19 protein-coding genes are annotated in these 19,359 nt (G+C 70.2%); 18 read left to right on the forward strand and 1 reads right to left on the reverse strand.

The features are described from left to right. Nucleotides 1-91: 91 nt before the first annotated feature. The 17 genes from narI to cobA all read left to right on the forward strand — a co-directional run bounded on the left by narI (nt 92) and on the right by cobA (nt 16,998). Nucleotides 92-775: a respiratory nitrate reductase subunit gamma gene (gene narI, locus A2G96_RS29490; protein ID WP_062803669.1), complete on the forward strand. Its 684-nt coding sequence runs from the start codon at nt 92-94 to the stop codon at nt 773-775. A 37-nt stretch (nt 776-812) separates the two neighbouring features. Further along, on the forward strand, nt 813-1,565 hold the full coding sequence (locus A2G96_RS29495; protein ID WP_062803670.1) for a peptidylprolyl isomerase: 753 nt from the start codon (nt 813-815) through the stop codon (nt 1,563-1,565). 15 nt (nt 1,566-1,580) lie between these two features. Then, entirely contained in the window at nt 1,581-2,348 is a 768-nt protein-coding gene (locus tag A2G96_RS29500) for a carbonic anhydrase (protein ID WP_231909693.1), read from the forward strand. Further along, a complete protein-coding gene (gene mobB / locus A2G96_RS29505; RefSeq protein WP_082819148.1) occupies nt 2,345-2,902 on the forward strand; it encodes a molybdopterin-guanine dinucleotide biosynthesis protein B in 558 nt (185 codons plus the stop codon). The genes A2G96_RS29500 and mobB overlap by 4 nt, the downstream gene beginning before the upstream one ends. A gap of 219 nt (nt 2,903-3,121) precedes the next feature. Then, nucleotides 3,122-6,043 carry an AMP-binding protein gene (locus tag A2G96_RS29510; protein WP_062803671.1) on the forward strand — a complete coding sequence of 974 codons (2,922 nt, stop codon included), beginning with the start codon at nt 3,122-3,124 and terminating at the stop codon, nt 6,041-6,043. A 63-nt stretch (nt 6,044-6,106) separates the two neighbouring features. After that, nucleotides 6,107-7,123 carry a TerC family protein gene (locus A2G96_RS29515; RefSeq protein ID WP_062803672.1) on the forward strand — a complete coding sequence of 339 codons (1,017 nt, stop codon included), beginning with the start codon at nt 6,107-6,109 and terminating at the stop codon, nt 7,121-7,123. A gap of 10 nt (nt 7,124-7,133) precedes the next feature. Further along, nucleotides 7,134-7,559 (forward strand): universal stress protein, encoded by a 426-nt coding sequence (locus A2G96_RS29520; RefSeq protein ID WP_062803673.1) that lies wholly within the window; start codon nt 7,134-7,136, stop codon nt 7,557-7,559. A 237-nt stretch (nt 7,560-7,796) separates the two neighbouring features. Continuing rightward, on the forward strand, nt 7,797-9,479 hold the full coding sequence (locus tag A2G96_RS29525) for a nitrite reductase (protein WP_062803674.1): 1,683 nt from the start codon (nt 7,797-7,799) through the stop codon (nt 9,477-9,479). 90 nt (nt 9,480-9,569) lie between these two features. Further along, nucleotides 9,570-9,893 (forward strand): c-type cytochrome, encoded by a 324-nt coding sequence (locus tag A2G96_RS29530; protein WP_062803675.1) that lies wholly within the window; start codon nt 9,570-9,572, stop codon nt 9,891-9,893. Then, the gene (locus A2G96_RS29535) at nt 9,875-10,249 is read left to right on the forward strand and encodes a c-type cytochrome (RefSeq protein ID WP_062803676.1); all 375 of its coding nucleotides are present in this window, start codon (nt 9,875-9,877) and stop codon (nt 10,247-10,249) included. The genes A2G96_RS29530 and A2G96_RS29535 overlap by 19 nt, the downstream gene beginning before the upstream one ends. After that, the gene (locus A2G96_RS29540; protein WP_062803677.1) at nt 10,249-11,436 is read left to right on the forward strand and encodes a cytochrome D1 domain-containing protein; all 1,188 of its coding nucleotides are present in this window, start codon (nt 10,249-10,251) and stop codon (nt 11,434-11,436) included. The genes A2G96_RS29535 and A2G96_RS29540 overlap by 1 nt, the downstream gene beginning before the upstream one ends. A gap of 8 nt (nt 11,437-11,444) precedes the next feature. Next, nucleotides 11,445-12,434: a siroheme decarboxylase subunit beta gene (gene ahbB, locus A2G96_RS29545; RefSeq protein WP_062803678.1), complete on the forward strand. Its 990-nt coding sequence runs from the start codon at nt 11,445-11,447 to the stop codon at nt 12,432-12,434. Further along, nucleotides 12,431-12,922, forward strand: coding sequence for an Lrp/AsnC family transcriptional regulator (locus tag A2G96_RS29550; RefSeq protein ID WP_062803679.1), 492 nt, complete (start codon nt 12,431-12,433; stop codon nt 12,920-12,922). Before ahbB (A2G96_RS29545) ends, A2G96_RS29550 begins: the two co-directional genes overlap by 4 nt. Continuing rightward, nucleotides 12,922-13,440, forward strand: coding sequence for a siroheme decarboxylase subunit beta (gene ahbB, locus A2G96_RS29555; protein ID WP_062803680.1), 519 nt, complete (start codon nt 12,922-12,924; stop codon nt 13,438-13,440). The genes A2G96_RS29550 and ahbB (A2G96_RS29555) overlap by 1 nt, the downstream gene beginning before the upstream one ends. 25 nt (nt 13,441-13,465) lie before the next feature. Continuing rightward, on the forward strand, nt 13,466-14,629 hold the full coding sequence (gene nirJ / locus A2G96_RS29560; protein WP_062803681.1) for a heme d1 biosynthesis radical SAM protein NirJ: 1,164 nt from the start codon (nt 13,466-13,468) through the stop codon (nt 14,627-14,629). Then, entirely contained in the window at nt 14,626-16,125 is a 1,500-nt protein-coding gene (locus A2G96_RS29565; protein WP_062803682.1) for a nitrite reductase, read from the forward strand. The genes nirJ and A2G96_RS29565 overlap by 4 nt, the downstream gene beginning before the upstream one ends. A gap of 99 nt (nt 16,126-16,224) precedes the next feature. Further along, nucleotides 16,225-16,998: a uroporphyrinogen-III C-methyltransferase gene (gene cobA, locus A2G96_RS29570; protein ID WP_062803683.1), complete on the forward strand. Its 774-nt coding sequence runs from the start codon at nt 16,225-16,227 to the stop codon at nt 16,996-16,998. Nucleotides 16,999-17,087: 89 nt separating this feature from the next. On the opposite strand, the gene pobA is transcribed toward cobA, so the two are convergent. After that, complete coding sequence (pobA, locus tag A2G96_RS29575; RefSeq protein ID WP_062803684.1) at nt 17,088-18,257, reverse strand: 4-hydroxybenzoate 3-monooxygenase; 1,170 nt, start codon at nt 18,255-18,257, stop codon at nt 17,088-17,090. A 128-nt stretch (nt 18,258-18,385) separates the two neighbouring features. Here pobA and A2G96_RS29580 point away from each other — a divergent pair, with 128 nt between their 5' ends. Then, nucleotides 18,386-19,273, forward strand: a complete 888-nt coding sequence (locus A2G96_RS29580; RefSeq protein ID WP_062803685.1) for a helix-turn-helix domain-containing protein — start codon at nt 18,386-18,388, stop codon at nt 19,271-19,273. The last annotated feature ends 86 nt before the right edge of the window (nt 19,274-19,359 follow it).

The following is a 19,359-nucleotide window of genomic DNA, read 5'->3' on the forward strand; positions in this document are numbered from 1 at the left end:
CTCACCCTGCCCTCTCCCCCTGAGGGGAGAGGGAAACACAATCGGCGGAGACACGCACGCCCTTGCTGCCCACCTACCGAGCTAACACACCATGGCAACCCTCCACCAATTCCTCTTCGGCATCTACCCCTACATCGCGCTGGCCATCTTCCTGTTCGGCAGCCTGGCCCGCTTCGAGCGCGAGCAATACACCTGGAAGAGCGACAGCTCGCAGGTGCTGTACCGCGGCAACCTGCGCACCGGCAACATCCTGTTCCATGTCGGCATCCTCGGCCTGTTCTTCGGCCACCTGGTGGGCCTGCTGACCCCGGTGGCGGTGTGGGACGCGCTGGGTGTCTCGCACGGCTTCAAGCAGGGCGTGGCGATGGCCGCCGGCGGCGTGATGGGCACCATGTGCCTGGCCGGCCTGCTGATCCTGCTGCACCGCCGCCTGACCAACGCGCGCGTGTCCGCGGTGACCCGCACCGGCGACAAGGTGCTGCTGCTGTGGCTGCTGGTGACGCTGTTGCTGGGCCTGTCCACCATCTTCGAATCCGCCGGCCATATGGACGGCCACATGATGGTGCAGCTGATGAACTGGGCCCAGCACATCGTCACGCTGCGCGGCGACGCCGCCGGCTTTATCGCCGATGCGCCGCTGCTGTTCAAGGCGCACCTGTTCATGGGCATGACCCTGTTCGTGATTTTCCCGTTCACGCGGCTGGTGCATGTGTGGAGCGGCTTTGCCTCGCTCGGCTACCTCGGCCGCGCCTGGCAGCTGGTGCGCAGCCGCTGAGCGCCATCACCGTACAAGGACGCACAAGGAGAACGCGATGCCTGTCACCGTCAACGGCGTGGAACTGCGCGACGCCGATATCGAGCGCGAACTGGACCACCATCACGACGCCGCCAACCCGGCGCGGCTGGCCACCATCTCGGCGATCCTGCGCCTGCTGATGCGTGCCGAAGCCGCGCGCATCGGCCTGGACGCCGGGGCCATGGACGACGACGCGCTGGCGCAGGCGCTGCTGGCGCGCGAAGCGGCCACGCCCGAAGCCGACGAAGCCAGCTGCCGCCGCCACTACGACAGCCACCCCGAGCGCTTCCGCGAAGGCGAATGGGTCGAAGCCGACCATATCCTGTTCCAGGTCACGCCGCGCGTGCCGCTGGACGCGCTGCGCGAGGTCGCGGCGCAGACGCTGGCACTGGTGCGCGGCGATCCCGCCAGCTTTGCGCATCATGCCAGCGCGCTGTCCAACTGCCCCAGCGGCGCCAACGGCGGCCGGCTGGGCCGCGTGTTCCGCGGCGAAACCGCGCCGGAGTTCGAGCGCGCCCTGTTCGCCGCGCAGCAGGACGGCGTGCTGCCGCAGTTGCTTGAATCCCGCTATGGCCTCCATATCGTGCGCATCCTCGAGCGTTGCCCCGGCACGCGCCTGCCGTTCGAGGCGGTGCACGGCGAGATTGCGCGCGCCCTTGGCGCGGCGGCGCGCGACCGCGCCTGGAAGCAGTACGCCAGCCTGCTGATCGGCCGCGCGCGCATCGAAGGCATCGAGCTCGAGGGCGCCGACAGCCCGCTGGTGCAATAGCGAGCGGAGGCCGCCGTGCATCACATCGAACATCTGCTCAAGGGTTTCGAACGCTTCCAGCAACGCTATTTCGACGACGAGCCCGGGCTGTTCGACACCCTGCGCATCGGCCAGCGTCCGCCGACGCTGCTGATCGGCTGCAGCGACTCGCGCGTCGACCCCGGCCTGCTGCTCGGCTGCGATCCGGGCGAGCTGTTTACCGTGCGCAATATCGGCAACCTGGTGCCGCCCTGCACCGGCCGCCATGAAGGCAGCCTGCACGGCGTGTCCGCGGCGATCCAGTTCGCGGTGGAGCAGCTGTGCGTGGCCCGCATCATCGTGATGGGCCACGGCGGCTGCGGCGGCATCCGCGCGCTGCTGGCGCAGCCGGCCGACGCCGGCGACCATGTGCCCGAAGACGGCGACGATCCCGACTACCTCGGCGCGTGGGTGCGCATTGCCGCGCCGGCGCGCCTGCAGGTCGAACAGACCCTTGCCGACGCCAGCCCGGCGCAGCGCCAGCGCGCCTGCGAGCAGGCGGCGATCCTGGTGTCGCTGCGCAACCTGCAGACCTTCCCGTTCGTGCGGCGCGCGCTGGAAGCCGGCAAGCTGACGCTGCACGGCTGGTACTTCGACTTGCAGGCCGGTGCGCTGCTGGCCTATTCGCAACGCGCCGATGCCTTCCTGCCGCTGGTATGCCCGTTGCCCGGTAGTGCCGCACAGACCGCCGCGCAATCCGCCGCACAATCCGCCGCACAATCCGCCGCACAGACCGCCGCACAACCTGAATCCGTCACGACATGAATCCCTGTATCTTCGGCATCGCCGGAACCTCCGGCAGCGGCAAGACCACGCTGATCACCGCACTGCTGCCGTGGCTGCGCGCGCAAGGCCTGACCGTCAACGTGATCAAGCACAGCCACCACCCGCTGGAACTGGAGCCCCCGGGCAAGGACAGCGCGCGCTTTCGCGCCGCCGGCGCGACCGAGGTGATGGTGGCCTCGCCCTACCGCTACGCCATCGTGCGCGAACTGGCCGGCGAGGCCGAGCCGACGCTGGCCGAGCAGGTCGCGCGGCTGCGCCCGGCCGACCTCACGCTGGTCGAGGGCTTCCGCCGCGAGGACATCCCGCGCCTCGAGGTGTACCGCCCGGCGCATGGGCGTGCGCCTTACTATCCCTGCGATCCTTCGATCGTCGCGGTAGCGACCGATGCGCAGCTCGACACCTTGCTGCCTTGCCTGCCGCTGGACGACATCGCGCGGGTGGGGCAGTTCATCCTGGCCATGCGCGGCCGCAACCACCTGGACCCGCTTGGCTCCGGTACTTTCCCCAGAACGCTCGACATGGCTGCCGCCTGACGGCAGCCGTTATGCCGCATGTGCGCGATGCCGGGTCTCGAGACTGCGCGAGCAAGCGCGCCGCTAGTGCGCGCTCCGCCACCCGCCCCGCCACCCGCCTCGACAATTTCCGCAAGGCGGCTATCTTAAGGGTGTCAGTACCGGCGCCGTCGGCGCTGCTGCTTGCCCGCTTGCGGCAAGCAGCAGCCCCCCGCCAGCCCCGGACCCGGCCCCAAGCGAATGAACGAGGACTCACCCCCGCGGCAGAACTACGAGGATGCCTTGCTCGGCATCGTGGGGGAGATGTCTACCGCTATGCGGCCGCAGTCGGAAGCGGGCGCAGCGGCGGCACCGTCGATGGACAGCGCGCTCGAGGCCGAGCTCGGCTTCGACAGCCTGACGCGCGCCGAACTGCTGACCCGCATCGAACAGCGCTTCGGCGTCAGCCTGCCGGAGCAGGTGCTGGCCCAGGCCGACACCCCGCGCGCGCTGCTGCGCGCCGTGCTCGCCGCCCGCGACCTGCCGCCCGGCGCCGAGGCCTCGCCCGCGCGGCGGGCCAGCGCGGCACCGGCCGACGCTGCGGCGCAGGCGCCCGATGGCGCCGCCACGCTCACCGAGGTGCTGCGCTGGCACCTGCACCGCCATCCCGACCGCACCCACATCGTCCTGCACAGCGGCGACGGCGAAGATGTGCCGATCACCTTTGCGCAACTTCACCGCCGCGCCGGTGCCGTGGCCGCCGGCCTGGCCGCGCGCGGCGTGCGCGCCGGCACCACCGTGGCACTGATGCTGCCCACCTGCGCGGAATATTTCTACTGCTTTGCCGGCATCCTGATGGCCGGCGGGATCCCCGTGCCGCTCTATCCGCCAGCGCGGCTCGCGCAGATCGGCGACCACCTGCAGCGCCACGCCGGCATCCTGGCCAACGCGCAGGCGCCGATCCTGATCACGGTGGCCGAGGCCCGGCCGCTGGCCGCGCTGCTCAAGGCCGGCACCGGCACGCTGCAGAGCGTGCTGACGCCCGCGGAGGTAGAGGACGCCGCCGCGGCGCCGGTCCATGCGATGCTGCGCGCGCACGACATCGCGCTGCTGCAGTACACCTCCGGCAGCACCGGCTCGCCCAAGGGCGTGGTGCTGACGCATGCCAACCTGCTGGCCAACCTGCGCGCGATGGGCACGGCACTGTCGGTCGACTCGCGCGATGTCTTTGTCAGCTGGCTGCCGCTGTATCACGACATGGGCCTGATCGGCGCCTGGCTCGGCAGCCTGTACTACGCGTTTCCGCTGGTGGCGATGTCGCCGCTCACGTTCCTGGCGCGGCCGGAGCGCTGGCTGTGGGCGATCCACCAGTACCGGGGCACGCTGTCGGGCGGGCCGAACTTTGCCTATGAGCTGTGCCTGCACAAGCTGGCCCACGCCGACCTGTCGGGGCTGGACCTGTCGAGCTGGCGCTTCGCCTTCAACGGCGCCGAGCCGGTCAGCCTGCAGACGATGCGCAGGTTCACGGCGCGCTTCGCCCGTCACGGCCTGCGCGCGCAGGCCGCGGCGCCGGTCTATGGGCTGGCGGAAGCCTCGGTGGGCCTGACCTTCCCGCCGCCGGGACGCGAGCTGGCCGCCGACCGCATCGACCGCGCCGCATTCGCGCGCACAGCGCGCGCCGTTCCCGCCGCAACGGAGGGATCCGCTGTAGCGGACGAGCGGGACGTGATGGAGATCCCATCATGCGGCCGGCCGCTGCCCGGCCACGACCTCCGCATCATCGACGCCAGCGGCCGCGAACTGCCCGAACGGCAGGAGGGCCTGCTGCAGTTCCGCGGGCCATCGGCCACCGGCGGATATTTCCGCAACCCGGAACAGACGCGCCAGCTGTTTGACCGGGGCTGGCTCAACACCGGCGACTACGCCTATCTTGCCGGCGGCGAGCTCTTCATCACCGGGCGCGCCAAGGAGACCATCGTCCGCGGCGGCCGCAACCTCTATCCCTACGAAGTGGAGCAGGCCATCGGCGCCATCCCCGGCATCCGCAAGGGCTGCGTGGCGGTGTTCGGCTGCCCCGATCCTGACAGCGGCACCGAGCATATCGTGGTGATGGCCGAGACCGCCGCCACCGACGAGCCGGCGCGCCGCGCGCTGCAACGGCAGGTGTTGAAGACCGCGCTCGATGTGCTCGGCTTGCCGCCGGACCATGTCGTGCTGGTGCCGCCGCACACCATCCTGAAGACGTCGAGCGGCAAGATCCGGCGCGCCGCCTGCCGCGAGCGCTTCCAGCATGGCGGCAGCGGCCTGGCGCAGGCCGCGCCGTGGCTGCAGCTTGCGCACTTCGGCTGGCAGGCACTGCTGCCGCAGCTGCGGCGCGGCCGTCATGCCGCCGCCGGGCTGTCCTACGCCTTGTACGCCTGGCTACTGTTCGCCGCGATGGCGCCGGTGACGTGCCTGGCTTCGGTGGCGATGCACCGCCCTGCCATGGGCTGGTCCCTCAGCCACCACGCCGCCCGGCTGCTGCTGCGGCTGGCCGCGGTGCCATGGCGGGTGCAGGGGCTGGAGTGCCTGCCACGCCAGCGCGCCTGCGTGCTGGTATCGAACCATGCCAGCTACCTCGACGGCCTGATGCTGGTCGCGGCGCTGCCGATGCCGGTATGCGTGGTGGCCAAGCAGGAGCTGCAAGCGCAGCGCATCCCGGGCGCCTACCTGTCGAGCATCGGGGCCGACTTTGTCGACCGCTTCGACCATGTGCGCGAATCCGAGGCCATCGAACGGCTGGTCGCGGCGCTGCGCGACGGCCGCTCCGCGCTGCTGTTCCCGGAAGGCACCTTCGGCCGCGAGCCCGGGCTGCAGCGGTTCCGCTCGGGCGCCTTCGTCGCCGCCGCCCGGGCCGGCGCGCCGGTGGTGCCGGTCGCGCTGCGGGGCACCCGCTCGGTGCTGCGCGACGGCCAGTGGCTGCCGCGCCGCGGCCCGGTCAGCGTGGTCATCGGCCGGCCGCTGGCCCCGGAAGGACAGGACTGGCGCGCGGCCATGCGGCTGCGCAACGCGGCCCGCGCGGAGATCCTGCACTACTGCGGCGAATCTGATGCACTGCGCGATGCACTGCGCGATGCACCGCGCGATGCACCGCGCGTGAAGGCCCAGCCTGCGCGGCCCGGCCTCGCGCGGCGGCTGCCATGATCCCTGCCGGCCGGACCGGACGCCAGCCACCGGCCGATTCAACCTCCGTCTCATCCTGAGGCAATGGACACCTTTGCCACCGCTCCGATGTGGGCCGGATTCCTGCTGCTGGTGCTGGGCACCCTGTTCGTCGACATCTTCGTCCTGGGCGGACGGCATGCGCACCGCGTTTCCACGCGCGAGGCGCTCGGCTGGACCCTCACCTGGATGACGCTGGCGGCGCTGTTCGGCGTCGCGCTCTGGTGGGTGGTGGCAAACGACGCCGGCCACGACGCGGCCTATCGCAAGGTGCTGGAGTTCTATACCGGCTACCTGATCGAGCTGTCGCTGTCGATCGACAACATGTTCGTGTTCGCGATGATCTTCAGCTACTTCGCCGTGCCGCCGGAATTGCAGCGCCGCGTGCTGCTGCTCGGCGTGCTGGGCGCGATCCTGATGCGCGCCGCGATGATCCTGATGGGGGTATGGCTGATCAGCCAGTTCGCCTGGATCCTTTACGTGTTCGGCGTGTTTCTGGTGATCACCGGCATCAAGATGCTGTTCATGTCGCGGCATCCGTCCGACCTCGGGCGCAATCCCATCGTCCGCTTCCTGTGCACCCATATGCGCATCACCTCGGACTACCACGGCGAACACTTCTTCGTTCGCATCGGCGGCCTGCGCTACGCAACCCCGATGTTCGTCGTGGTGCTGCTGGTCGAGGCCACCGACCTGGTGTTTGCCGTCGACAGCATCCCGGCCATCTTTGCCGTGACCACCGATCCCTTCATCGTCTTCACCTCGAACATCTTCGCGATCATGGGGCTGCGCGCCCTGTATTTCCTGCTTGCCAACCTGGCGGCGCATTTCCACTACCTGAAATACGGCCTCGCCGTCGTGCTCGCCTTCATCGGCGCCAAGATGCTGGCCGAGCCGTGGTTCCACGTACCGGTGCACTGGTCGCTGGGGGCGGTCGCGATGACGCTGTTCATCGCGGTGCTGCTCAGCCAGGCCAGGACCAGGCGAGCCGCCGCCGCGGGCGACCAGCCGGGCCCCGGCGGCACACCGCGCGGGCGCGAAGCCGGCAACCGGCGCACATAAGGAGCTAGCCATGAACAAGATCCTGCTGGCGACCGACGGGTCGTCCTATAGCGACGCGGCCGCGCGCTTCCTGGCGCAAAGCCCGCTGCTGAGCCGCGACTTCGTCGTGCACGTGGTGCACTGCGAGCCCGATGTGCCCGGCGATATCAAGACCTTCATCGACCGCGCCACGCTCGACCAGTGGCATCGCGAGCAGAACGACAAGGCGATGGGTTCGGTGGCGGCCATCCTCGGCGAAGCCGGGATCGCGTTCGAGCGCCATGGCTTCACCGGCTTCGCGCCGTCCCGGATCGTCGAGTATGCGCGCGAGACCGGCGCCAGCCTGATCGTGATGGGCTCGCACGGCCGCGGCGGCTTTGTCGATGCCATCGTCGGATCGGTGGCGCGGCGGGTCCTGGCCCATGCGCACTGCCCGGTGCTGTTGATCAAGGACTAGCGGCGCTGCCAGCGCCAGTTGTCATGCCATGCCATGCGCGCGCTGCCGAGCGCGCCATGGCATCGCTTTCTTCGCTGTGCTTCGCTGAATCCCTTGCCTGACATCCGGCCCGTTTGATGCCAGTCAATCCCCTTCTCGCAGTGTGTCCGCATCATCGTTGCAAGCGCCTGGTGCCCCGTTCGCGCCCCCCACAAGCACCTCGACACAGCTTTCCACAACCCGCTGAACCACGGCACCATGAAAGCAAGAAAATGGCTTCACCCCGCACTCGCGGCACTGCCGCTCTCGCTCTGGCTGGGATTCCCCCAGGCAGCCACCAACACCGCCAAGGCCGCTCAGAAGGCTGAATCCAAGGCAGAACAGAAGGCGATCCCCAAGCTCACCACCGCCGAATTCGACCACGCGCGGCAGATCTACTTCGAACGCTGCGCCGGCTGCCACGGCGTGCTGCGCAAGGGCGCCACCGGCAAGGCGCTGACCCCCGACATCACCCGCGCGCGCGGCACCGAGTACCTGAAGACCTTCATCAAGTACGGCAGCCCCGCCGGCATGCCCAACTGGGGCACCTCGGGCGACCTTACCGACAAGGAAGTCGACCTGATGGCGCGCTACATCCAGCTCGACCCGCCGACGCCGCCCGAGTTCTCGCTCGCCGATATCGAGAAAAGCCGCAAGGATATCGTGCCGGTGGCGAAGCGCCCGACGCAGAAGATGAACCAGTACAACCTGGACAACCTGTTCTCGGTCACGCTGCGCGACGCCGGCGAGGTCGCGCTGATCGACGGCGACAGCAAGCAGATCATCAATATCGTCAAGACCGGCTATGCGGTGCATATCTCGCGCATGTCGGCGTCCGGGCGCTACCTGTACGTCATCGGCCGCGACGCGCGGCTGGACCTGATCGACCTGTGGCTGCCCAAGCCCGATATCGTCGCCGAGGTGAAGATCGGCATGGAAGCGCGCTCGGTCGAGACCTCCAAGTACAAGGGCTATGAGGACAAGTACGCGGTGGCCGGCTCGTACTGGCCGCCGCAGTACGTGATCATGGAGGGCGACACGCTCAAGCCGCTCAAGGTGGTATCCACGCGCGGCATGACCGTGGACAACGAATACCACCCCGAGCCGCGCGTGGCGTCGATCGTGGCCAGCCATTTCCATCCCGAGTTCGTGATCAACGCCAAGGAGACCGGCAAGATCCTGATGGTCAACTACTCGGACCTGGCCAACCTGAAGACCACCACCATCGACTCGGCCAAGTTCCTGCATGACGGCGGCTTCGATTCAACCGGGCGCTACTTCCTGGTCGCCGCCAACGCCTCGGACAAGATCGCCGTGGTCGACACCAAGGAAGACAAGCTCGCTGCACTGGTCAACGTCGGCAAGACCCCGCACCCGGGCCGCGGCGCCAACTTCACGCATCCGCAGTTCGGCCCGGTCTGGGCCACCAGCCACCTGGGCGACGAGACCATCAGCCTGATCGGCACCGACCCCGCCGGCCACCCCGCGCAGGCGTGGAAAGTGGTGCAGACGGTCAAGGGCCAGGGCGGCGGCTCGCTCTTCATCAAGACCCATCCCAAGTCGTCCAACCTGTGGGTCGATACGCCGCTGAACCCGGATGCCAAGCTCAACCAGTCGGTCGCGGTATTCGACACGCGCAACCTCGACGCCGGCTTCAAGGTGCTGCCCATCGCCGAGTGGGCCGACCTGAAGGGCAGCGGCGCCAAGCGCGTGGTGCAGGCCGAATACAACAAGGCCGGCGACGAGGTCTGGTTCTCGGTGTGGGGCACCAAGGATGGTGAATCCGCGCTGGTGGTGGTCGACGACAAAACCCGCACGCTCAAGACCGTGATCAAGGACAAGCGCCTGGTCACGCCGACCGGCAAGTTCAACGCCTACAACACGCAGCACGACGTCTACTGAGCCCGTGTCGTTTTGCGCCAGGAACCTCGCCGCGCCCCGGCGCGGCGAGGCCTGCCAGGCCCCCGCGTTCCTTCCATGGAGAAATGCATCATGCGAACACTACCCGCGCTGCCTGCGCTGCTGGCAGCGATCGGCTGCGTGCTGGCAATCGGCACCGCCATGCCGGCCCACGCCAGCCAGGCGCTGGCATCGAGCAAGGCCTGCCTGGCCTGCCATGCCATCGACAAGAAAATGGTCGGCCCCGCCTTCCAGGACATCAAGGCCAAGTACACCGGCCGCAAAGACGCGCAGGCGCAGATGGTCCAGTCCATCCTGAAAGGCAGCAGCGGCCGCTGGGGGCCGGTGCCGATGCCGGCCAACGCGGTCAGCGCGGCCGACGCCAACACGCTGGCCAAATGGATTCTCTCCCTCTGAACCGTATTGCATGGCACCGCGCCGCGGTCGCGTTGCTGGCCGCCACAGCCTGCGCAAGCGCGCTCGCATCCGCGGACCCGCCCGCGCCGGCGCGCCGGGCGCAACTGGCGCACTGGCTGCGCGATGACTGCGGCGCCTGCCACGGCATGACCTTGCGCGGCGGGCTGGGCCCGCCGCTGACGCCTGCCAGCCTGGCAGGCAAGCCGCCTGACGGCCTCGTCGCCACCGTGCTGTACGGCCGGCCCGGCACGGCGATGCCGCCGTGGCAACCTTTCATGACGCAGGATGAAGCCCGATGGCTGATCGATCGACTGCAGGCCGGCCAGCCGCCGGCCGTCACGCCGCAAGGCAACTGATGCGCGGGCTGGGCGCGGCGGCATGCACTGCGCTCGCTGCCGTATGTATCGCCGTGCTCGCCGCCGGTTGCGCCGCCACCGTGCGCGGCACCGGTGACCTCGGCGTGGTGGTGGAGCGTGCCGCGGGCCGGCTGCAGATCGTCGAGACCACCGGCATGACGCGCCTCGCCACGGTCGAAGGGCTGGGCGACCTGTCCCATGCCAGCGTGGTGTTCTCGCGCGATGCGCGCTACGCCTACGTGTTCGGCCGCGACGGCGGCCTGACGCGCGTGGACCTGCTTGGCGCCCGCATCACCCACCGTGTGCTGCAGGCCGGCAACAGCATCGGCGGCGCGATCTCGCAGGACGGCCGCGTGGTGGCCGCGCAGAACTATGCGCCGGGCGGCATCCGGCTGTTCGACGCGCAGACGCTGGCGCCGCTGGCAGAGCTGCCGGCGATCGGCAGCGACGGGCGCCGCGCCAAGGTGGTCGGGCTGGCCGACCTGCCCGGCCGGCGCTTTGCCGCGAGCCTGTTCGAATCCGGCGAAATCTGGATCATCGACGCCAATGACCCGCGCCACCCGCAGGTGACGCGACTGCCCGCCGGGCGCGAGCCCTACGACGGGCTGGTCACGCCCGACGGCCGCTGGTACCTGGCCGGCCTGTTCGGCGAAGACGGCCTGGCGCTGGTCGACCTGTGGCAGGCACCGCCGCAGGCGCGCCGCATCCTGTCCGGCTATGGCCGCGGGAATGCGCCGCTGCCGGTCTACAAGATGCCGCACCTGCGCGGCTGGGCCATGGCGCAGGGCATGGCGTGGCTGCCGGCGATCGGCCGCCATGAAGTGCTGGTGGCCGATCCCGCCAACGGCTGGCGCGAGGCGGCGCGCGTGGCGCTGGCGGGCCAGCCGGTGTTCGCCATGGCGCGGCCCGACGGGCGCCAGGTCTGGGTCAACTTCGCCTTTCCGCACAACGACACCGTGCAGGTGATCGACACCGCCACGCGCAAGGTGGTGCGCACGCTGCGCCCCTGCCGCGGCGTGCTGCACATGGAGTTCACGCCCAAGGGCGAGGCGCTGTGGCTGTCCTGCCGCGACGACAACCGCGTCGAGATCTACGACACCGCCACGCTGGCACGCGTGGCCACGCTGCCTGCGGACAACCCCAGCGGCATCTTCTTCACCGCACGCGCGCAGCGCTTTGGCATGTAGGGCGCGCCATGATCAACGAGCAAAATCTCTATGACCAGCTGCAGCGCGGCTTCCCGCTGCAGCCGCGGCCCTACCAGGCGCTGGCCGCGAAAGCGGGCCTGTGCGAGCACGCGCTGCTGACCCTGCTGGCGCGCGATCTCGGCACCGGGCGCATCAGCCGCGTCGGCGCCGTGTTCGCGCCCAACGTGATCGGCGTCAGCACCCTGGGCGCCTTGTCGGTGCCGCCGGCGCAGCTCGATCGCGTGGCGGCGCGCGTCAGCGCCTGCGCGGCGGTCAGCCACAACTACGCGCGCAGCGGCCATCGGTACAACCTGTGGTTTGTCGCCGGCGCGCGCGAGCGCGGCATGCTCGATGCCACGCTGGCGTCGATCGGCGACCTCACCGGGCTGGCGCCGCTTGATCTGCCGATGGCGCGCGAGTACCACATCGACCTGGGCTTTCCGCTGGCACGGCCGCACGGCACCCGCCCGCGCCGGCCCGCCGGGCTGGCGGCGCTGGCCGCCGCGGTGGCGCTGGACGACGATGACTGGCGCCTGGTCGCGGCGCTGGAAGCCGGGCTGCCGCTGACGCCGCGCCCCTTCCATGCGCTGGCCCGGCAGGCGCGACTGGCCGTGCCGCAGGTGCTCGAGCGGCTGGCGCAATGGTCGGCGCAAGGCGTGATCCGGCGCCTGGGGGTGGTGCTGCGCCACGGGCGCTTCGGCTACCGCCACAACGCCATGTGCGTGTGGGATGTGCCGGACGGCCGCGTCGACGCCATCGGCATGCGCCTGGCGCGGCAGCCGCGCGTGACGCTGTGCTACCGCCGCGAGCGCCGGCTGCCGGACTGGCCCTACAACCTGTTCGCGATGATCCATGCCCGCAGCGCGCAAGACCTGCAGGCCGCACTGGCGCAGGTCCGCGCCGCCGCCGGCCTGGAGCAGGTGCCGGGCTCGGTGCTGGTCGGCACGCATTGCTACAAGCAGCGCGGCACGCGCTATGCCACCGAGGTGCCGGCATGAACGGCGCCGCCGCGTCCTGCGACGCCATCGATGCTGTCGAACCGCTCGATGCGCTCGACCGCCGCATCATCAACACCCTGCAGCGCGGCCTGCCACTGGTGCCGCATCCGTACGCCGAAGCGGCCGCGGCGCTCGGCATCACCGAGGCCGTGCTGCTGGAACGGCTGCGTGCACTGCTGGCCGCCGGCGTGCTGACGCGCTTCGGCCCGTTGTACCAGGTCGAGCGCGCGGGCGGGCGCTTCGTGCTGTGCGCCTGCCATGCGCCGGCAGCGCGGCTGGAAGCCGTCATCGCCGCCATCAACGCCCACCCGGAGGTCGCGCACCACTACGCGCGCACCCACCACCTGAACCTGTGGTTCGTGGTGGCGGTGGCGCGGCCGGAACAGGTCGCGCCGGCGCTGGCGCGCATCGCCGCGGCGGCCGGGGTCGAGGTGTTGCCGTTTCCCAAGGAACGCGAGTTCTTCGTCAACCTCTATCTGCCCGCCTGATGCCGCACCCTCCCGACGCTGCCGATCCCACCGACCTGGCGCTGATCCGCGCCACCCAGGCCGGCCTGCCGCTGGTATCGGCGCCGTACGCCGCGGTCGCCGCGGAACTGGGCCTGACCGAGGCGGAAGTGATCGCGCGCCTGGCGGCGATGCAGGCGCGCGGCGTGCTGCGCCGCATCGCCGCCGTGCCCAACCACTACCGGATCGGCTGGCGCGCCAACGGCATGACGGTGTGGGACGTCGACGATGCCCGTATCGATGCGCTCGGCGCGCGCGTCGGCGCGCTGCCGTTCGTCAGCCATTGCTACCGGCGTCCGCGCCGCCTGCCGCACTGGCCCTACAACCTGTTCGCGATGGTCCACGCGCGCTCGCGCGAAGCGGCCGCGCCGCAGGTCGCCGCGATCGCGGCACTGCTGGGCGACGCCTGCCGCGCGCACGACGTGCTGTGGTCCACCCGCGTACTGAAGAAGACCGGGCTGCGGCTGCCCGAACCCGGCGAGTCCGCCACACCTGACTGAAAGAACCGATCGGAAGCCCCCACATATGTTCCGCCTGTCCCGCTTCATGGAAGCCCTGCGCGATGACGGCCCGGTGCCGCCGCCGCGCCAGCCCGCCGGCCCGGTGGTGATCTGGAACCTGATCCGCCGCTGCAACCTGAACTGCCGCCACTGCTACGCCACCTCGGCCGACACCGACTTCAAGGGCGAGCTCGATACCGCCGCAGCGCTGGACGTGCTGGGCCAGCTGCGCGACGCGCGCGTGCCGGCGCTGATCCTGTCCGGCGGCGAGCCGCTGCTGCGCCCCGACCTGTACGAGATTGCCGCGCACGCACGCGCGCTCGGCTTCCACCTGTCGCTGTCGTCCAACGGCACGCTGCTCGATGCCGGCCACGCGGCGCGGCTGGCGGCGGCGGGCTTCGACTACGTCGGCGTCAGCCTCGACGGCCTGCCCGCTACGCACGACCGCTTCCGCCGCAGCGACGGCGCCTTCGCGCAGGCGCTCGCGGGCTTGCGCACGGCGCGCGCGGCCGGGCTGCGCGTGGGCGTGCGCATGACGCTGACCGAAGCCAACGCGGCACAACTGCCCGAGCTGGTGGCGCTGGCCGAGCGCGAAGGCATCGACAAGTTCTACCTGTCCCACTTCAACTATGCCGGCCGCGCGCGCAGCCACCGCGCCGACGACGCCCGCCACGCCCGCACCCGCGCCGCGCTGGACTGGCTGTTCGACCATGTCTGGCAACGCGCGCGCCAGGGACATGCGGGCGACTTCGTCACCGGCAACAACGATGCGGACGGGGTGTACCTGCTGTACTGGATCGCACAGCGCTTCCCGCACCGCATCGCCGACATGCGCCAGCGTCTGGAGCGCTGGGGCGGCAACGCCACCGGCGTCGGCGTGGCCAATATCGACAACCTCGGCAACGTCCACCCCGATACGATGTGGTGGCACGTGACGCTGGGCAATGTGCGCGAGCGACCGTTCGGCGAGATCTGGGCCGACCGCGCCGAGCCGCTGATGGCGGGCCTGGCCAGCACGCCGCGCCCGCTGCAGGGGCGCTGCGCGGGCTGCGCGCACCGCGCCATCTGCAACGGCAACACGCGCGTGCGCGCGTTTGCGCTGACCGGCAACGCGTGGGCCGAAGACCCGGGCTGCTACCTGAGCGATGCCGAGATCGCGCACGCGCCTGGCGCGGAGGTCGCGGCATGACGGCACTGATCCGATGGCTGGGCATGCTGGTGCTCGCCTGCATCGCGCAAGCCGCAACCGCCGCCGACCCGGCTGCACTCTACAGCCAGCACTGCGCCGCCTGCCACGGCGCCGACCGCCTCGGCGGCATGGGCCCCGCGCTGCTGCCCGAGAGCCTCGAGCGCCTGCGCGCCAGCGAACTCGATACCGTGCTGCGCGACGGCCGCGCGGCGACGCAGATGCCGGCCTTCGGCGCCACGCTGGCGGCGCCGGAACTGCAGGCGCTGGCGCGCTGGCTGCGTTCGGCGCCCGCCGATGCGCCGCAGTGGAGCAACGACGCGATCCGCGCCAGCCACGTCGTCACGCACGCGCCCGGCACGCTGCCGGCGCGCCCTGTCTTCAGCGCCGACCCGCAGAACCTGTTCGTGGTGGTCGAGGCCGGCAGCCATCACATGACCGTGCTCGACGGCGACCGGCTGGCGCCGATCCATCGCTTTGCCACGCGCTTCGCCTTGCACGGCGGGCCCAAGTTCAGCCGCGACGGCCGCTATGTCTACATGGCCAGCCGCGACGGCTGGGTCAGCAAGTACGACCTGTGGAACCTGGCCTATGTCGCCGAGATCCGCGTCGGCATCAACACGCGCAACGTGGCCGTCAGCGATGACGGGCGCTGGGTGCTGGCCGGCAACACGCTGCCGCGCACGCTGGTGCTGCTGCGTGCCGACGACCTGTCGCTGGCGCGGGTGATCGATGTCAGGGGCCGCAATGGCGATGCCTCGCGGGTATCGGCGGTCTACGACGCCGCGCCGCGCCACAGCTTTATCGCGGCGCTGAAGGACATTGCCGAGGTCTGGGAGATCCCGTATGCCGACGCCGCCGGCGAACCCCTGGCATCGCTGGCGCCGCGTGCGATCGTGCTGGACGATGTGCTCGACGACTTCTTCTTCGACCAGCCCTACCGCCACATCCTCGGCGCATCGCGCAGCGGCGGCGGGCAGGTGATCGACCTCGACCAGCGCCGCAAGGTGGCGTCGCTGGCGCTTGGCGGCATGCCTCATCTCGGCAGCGGCATCACCTGGCAACGGCACGGGCATGAAGTGATGGCGTCGCCCGACCTCGGCCAGGGGCGCATCACGGTGATCGACATGCACGACTGGCACACCGTCGCGACCGTACCGACCAACGGCCCCGGCTTCTTCCTGCGCAGCCACGAGAACAGCCGCTATGCCTGGGCCGATGCCATGATGAGCCCGCGGCGCGATACGCTGCAGGTGATCGACAAGCAGACCCTGCAGGTCGCCGGCAGCGTTACGCCCAGCCCCGGCCGCACCGCCGCGCATGTGGAATTCACGCGCGACGGGCGCTATGCGCTGGTCAGCCTGATGGAGCGCGACGGCGCGATCGTGGTCTACGACGCCGCCACGCTGCAGGAAGTAAAGCGCATCCCGATGGACAAGCCCATCGGCAAGTACAACGTCTTCAACAAGACCACGCGCTCGGCGGGCACCAGCCACTGAGCGCGTGGCGCGATCCCGCTGAGCGCGTGGCGCGATCCCGCTGAGCGCGTGGCGCGATCCCGCTAAGCGCGTGGCGCGATCCCTTTGCAGGAGTCCAACATGCAAGCACCGCTGAAGCCCGGCAAGGTCTGGCTGGTCGGCGTCGGCCCCGGCAGCCCGGACCTGGTCACGGTACGCGCCATGCGCGCGCTGGCCGCGGCCGAGGTCTGGCTGGTCGATGACCTGGTATCGCCCGAGATGGCCGGCTATGCCAGCCCGGGCACCCATGTGGAGTGGGTCGGCAAGCGCGGCGGGCGCTGCTCGGTGAGCCAGCAGCGCATCCAGCAGCTGACGCTGCAGCATGCGCTGGCCGGCCGCGCGGTGGCGCGCGTCAAGGGCGGCGATCCGCTGCTGTTCGGGCGCGGCGGCGAAGAAGCCGCGTTCCTGCGCAGCCACGGGCTGCAGGTCGAGATCGTCAACGGCATCAGCAGCGGCATGGCCGCGGCGCAGGCGCTGGGCATTGCGCTGACGCATCGCGCCCACTGCCACGGCGTGACCTTCGTCACCGGGCACACCAGCGAACACGGCTCGCCAGACTGGCACGCGCTGGTGCGTGGCGGCACCACGCTGGTGATCTACATGGGCATGAGCCGCATCGCCGCGATCCGCGACGGCCTGCTCGCCGCCGGCATGGCGGCCGGCACGCCGGCGGCGGTGGTGATGCATGCCGGCAGCGAGCAGGCACGCAGCTGGACCGGCTCGCTCGGCACGCTCGCCGAAGCGCTCGCGGCCGGGCTGGCGAGCCCGGCGGTGGTGCTGGTCGGCGGGGTGGTGGCGGACACGCTGGCCACAGTGGAGGCGATGGCTACGGGGGCGGACTCGCTGGCCGCTTAGCAGCGCCGGCGCGCTGCCGGTTTGCTCCCCTCTCCCAGCCTGCGGGAGAGGCAGCCTTTGCTGGCGGCGGTGGCTGCGGCTTGGCGCTGTCAGTAAGGCAACCCCACGTAGTTCTCCGCCAGCACCCGGCACGCCGCCTCCGACCCCACCAGGTAATCGAGCTCGGCACGCTGCATGCGCAGCGAGAACGGATCCGCATCCGGGAAACGATGCATCAGCGCAGTCAGCCACCATGAAAAGCGCTCGGCCTTCCAGATGCGGCGCAGGCAGCGCGCCGAGTAGGCGTCCAGCTCGCGCTGGTCGTCATGGCGGTACGCGGCAATCAGCCCGTCGGCCAGGGTCAGCACGTCGCTGGCGGCCAGGTTGAGCCCCTTGGCGCCGGTGGGCGGCACGATATGCGCGGCATCGCCGGCCAGGAACAGGTTGCCGAAGCGCATCGGCTCGCACACAAAGCTGCGCAGCGGCGCGATGCTTTTCTCGATGCCCGGCCCCGTCACCAGCGACTGCGCCGACTGCGGATCGAGGCGGCGGCGCAGTTCGTCCCAGAAGCGTTCATCGGACCAGTCCTCCACCCGCTCGCTCGACGGCACCTGTACGTAGTAGCGGCTGCGCGTGCGCGAGCGCATGCTGCACAGCGCAAAGCCGCGTTCGTGGCTGGCGTAGACCAGTTCATCCGCCACCGGCGGCGTGTCCGACAGCATGCCGAGCCAGCCGAACGGATAGACGCGCTCGAAGATCTGCGTGGCGGCGCGCGGCACGCTCTGGCGGCTGACACCGTGGAAGCCGTCGCAGCCGGCAATGTAGTCGCAGTGGATCTCGTGCGCCACGCCGTCCTTGCGGTAGCGGACCACCGGCCTTGCGCCATCGAAGTCATGCAGGCTGACTTCCTGCGCGTCGTAGACGGTGGCGATGCCCGCGTCCTGCCGTGCCGCCATCAGGTCGCGCGTGACCTCGGTCTGGCCGTAGACGGTCACGCTGCGGCCCACCAGCGCATGCAGGTCGATGCGATGCCGCTGGCCATCGAACGACAGCGCGATGCCGTCGTGCACCAGCCCTTCCTGATGCAGCCGCGCCGCCACGCCCGCACGTTCCAGCGCATCGACGGTCACGCTCTCGAGAATGCCGGCGCGGATGCGCCCCAGCACGTATTCCGGGCTGCGTTGCTCGACGATGATGTTGTCGATGCCCGACCTGGCCAGCAACTGGCCGAGCAGCAGGCCGGCGGGGCCGGCGCCGATGATGGCAACCTGGGTGCGCATGTTTTGTCTCCTTGTCCGTATTGATCTTCTGGCGCTAACGATAGTTGCGGCACGCCCGCCACGGAATGGACAGACCGAACCAATGACAGGACAATCGGAACATTGCTGGTAAACACTGATGCCCCCCCGTGAGACCTGTCCCGAGCTACTCCCTGTACGGCGTGAATTCGTCCGAGCCGCTGTCGGACCAGCTGCATTTCGAGTCGATTGCCGCGCGCAGCCGCCTGCACGGGTGGGAGATCAAACCCCACCGGCATGAGCGCTTCCTGCAAATTCTGTACATCCACGCGGGCGGCGGCGAAGCCCTGCTCGAAGAGCGCCGCGAGCCGCTGCGCAGCGGCTCGCTGGTGACGATGCCGCCGCGGCACATCCACGGCTTCGTGTTTACGCCGGACACCGACGGCATGGTCGTCACCATGACCGACAGCCACCTGCGCACGCTGCTGGCGGGCGTGCCGGATGCGCTGCCGCTGTTCGAACACCCGCGCCATGACCGCGTGCGGCGCGGCCATGCGCTGGCGGGTGCGCTGGCGCTGTTCCGCGGGGAAATGGAAGCCGTGTCGGCCTGGCGCGGGGCCTCGCTGTCGGCGCTGCTGACGCTGGTGCTGACCGGCATCGCGCGGCTGGCCAATGCCGACCAGCCGGCCGCCGCGCGCAGCAGCAGCCGCCCGGCGCGGCACTTCCAGCACTTCCAGCAACTGCTGGAATCGGACTACCGCGAGCACAAGGAGATCGGCTACTACGCCGGCGCGATCGGCATCACGCCCACGCAGCTCAACCGCGTCTGCCGCCACGCCTCAGGGCAGTCCGCCCTGCAGCTGATCCACGCGCGCGTGCTCGCCGAGGCGCAGCGCGACCTGCTCTTCAGCGACCTCGAAATCAAGCACATCGCGCTGTCGCTCGGGTTCGCCGATGCGGCGTATTTCTCGCGCTTCTTCGCCCGGCTGGTAGGGCAGGCGCCCACGGCGTTCCGCCAATCGGGGCGCGCGCGGCTGCCGGCGTTCGCGGTGCGCTGAGGGAGCGGACCATGCTGGCTTGTCCGCCTGGCCCATCGCGGCGAAGCGAGTGTCCGGCACAGGAAATCATGTAAATTGCGTTTTCC

Origin of the sequence: Cupriavidus nantongensis (assembly GCF_001598055.1) — a bacterium.
Classification (GTDB): domain Bacteria; phylum Pseudomonadota; class Gammaproteobacteria; order Burkholderiales; family Burkholderiaceae; genus Cupriavidus; species Cupriavidus nantongensis.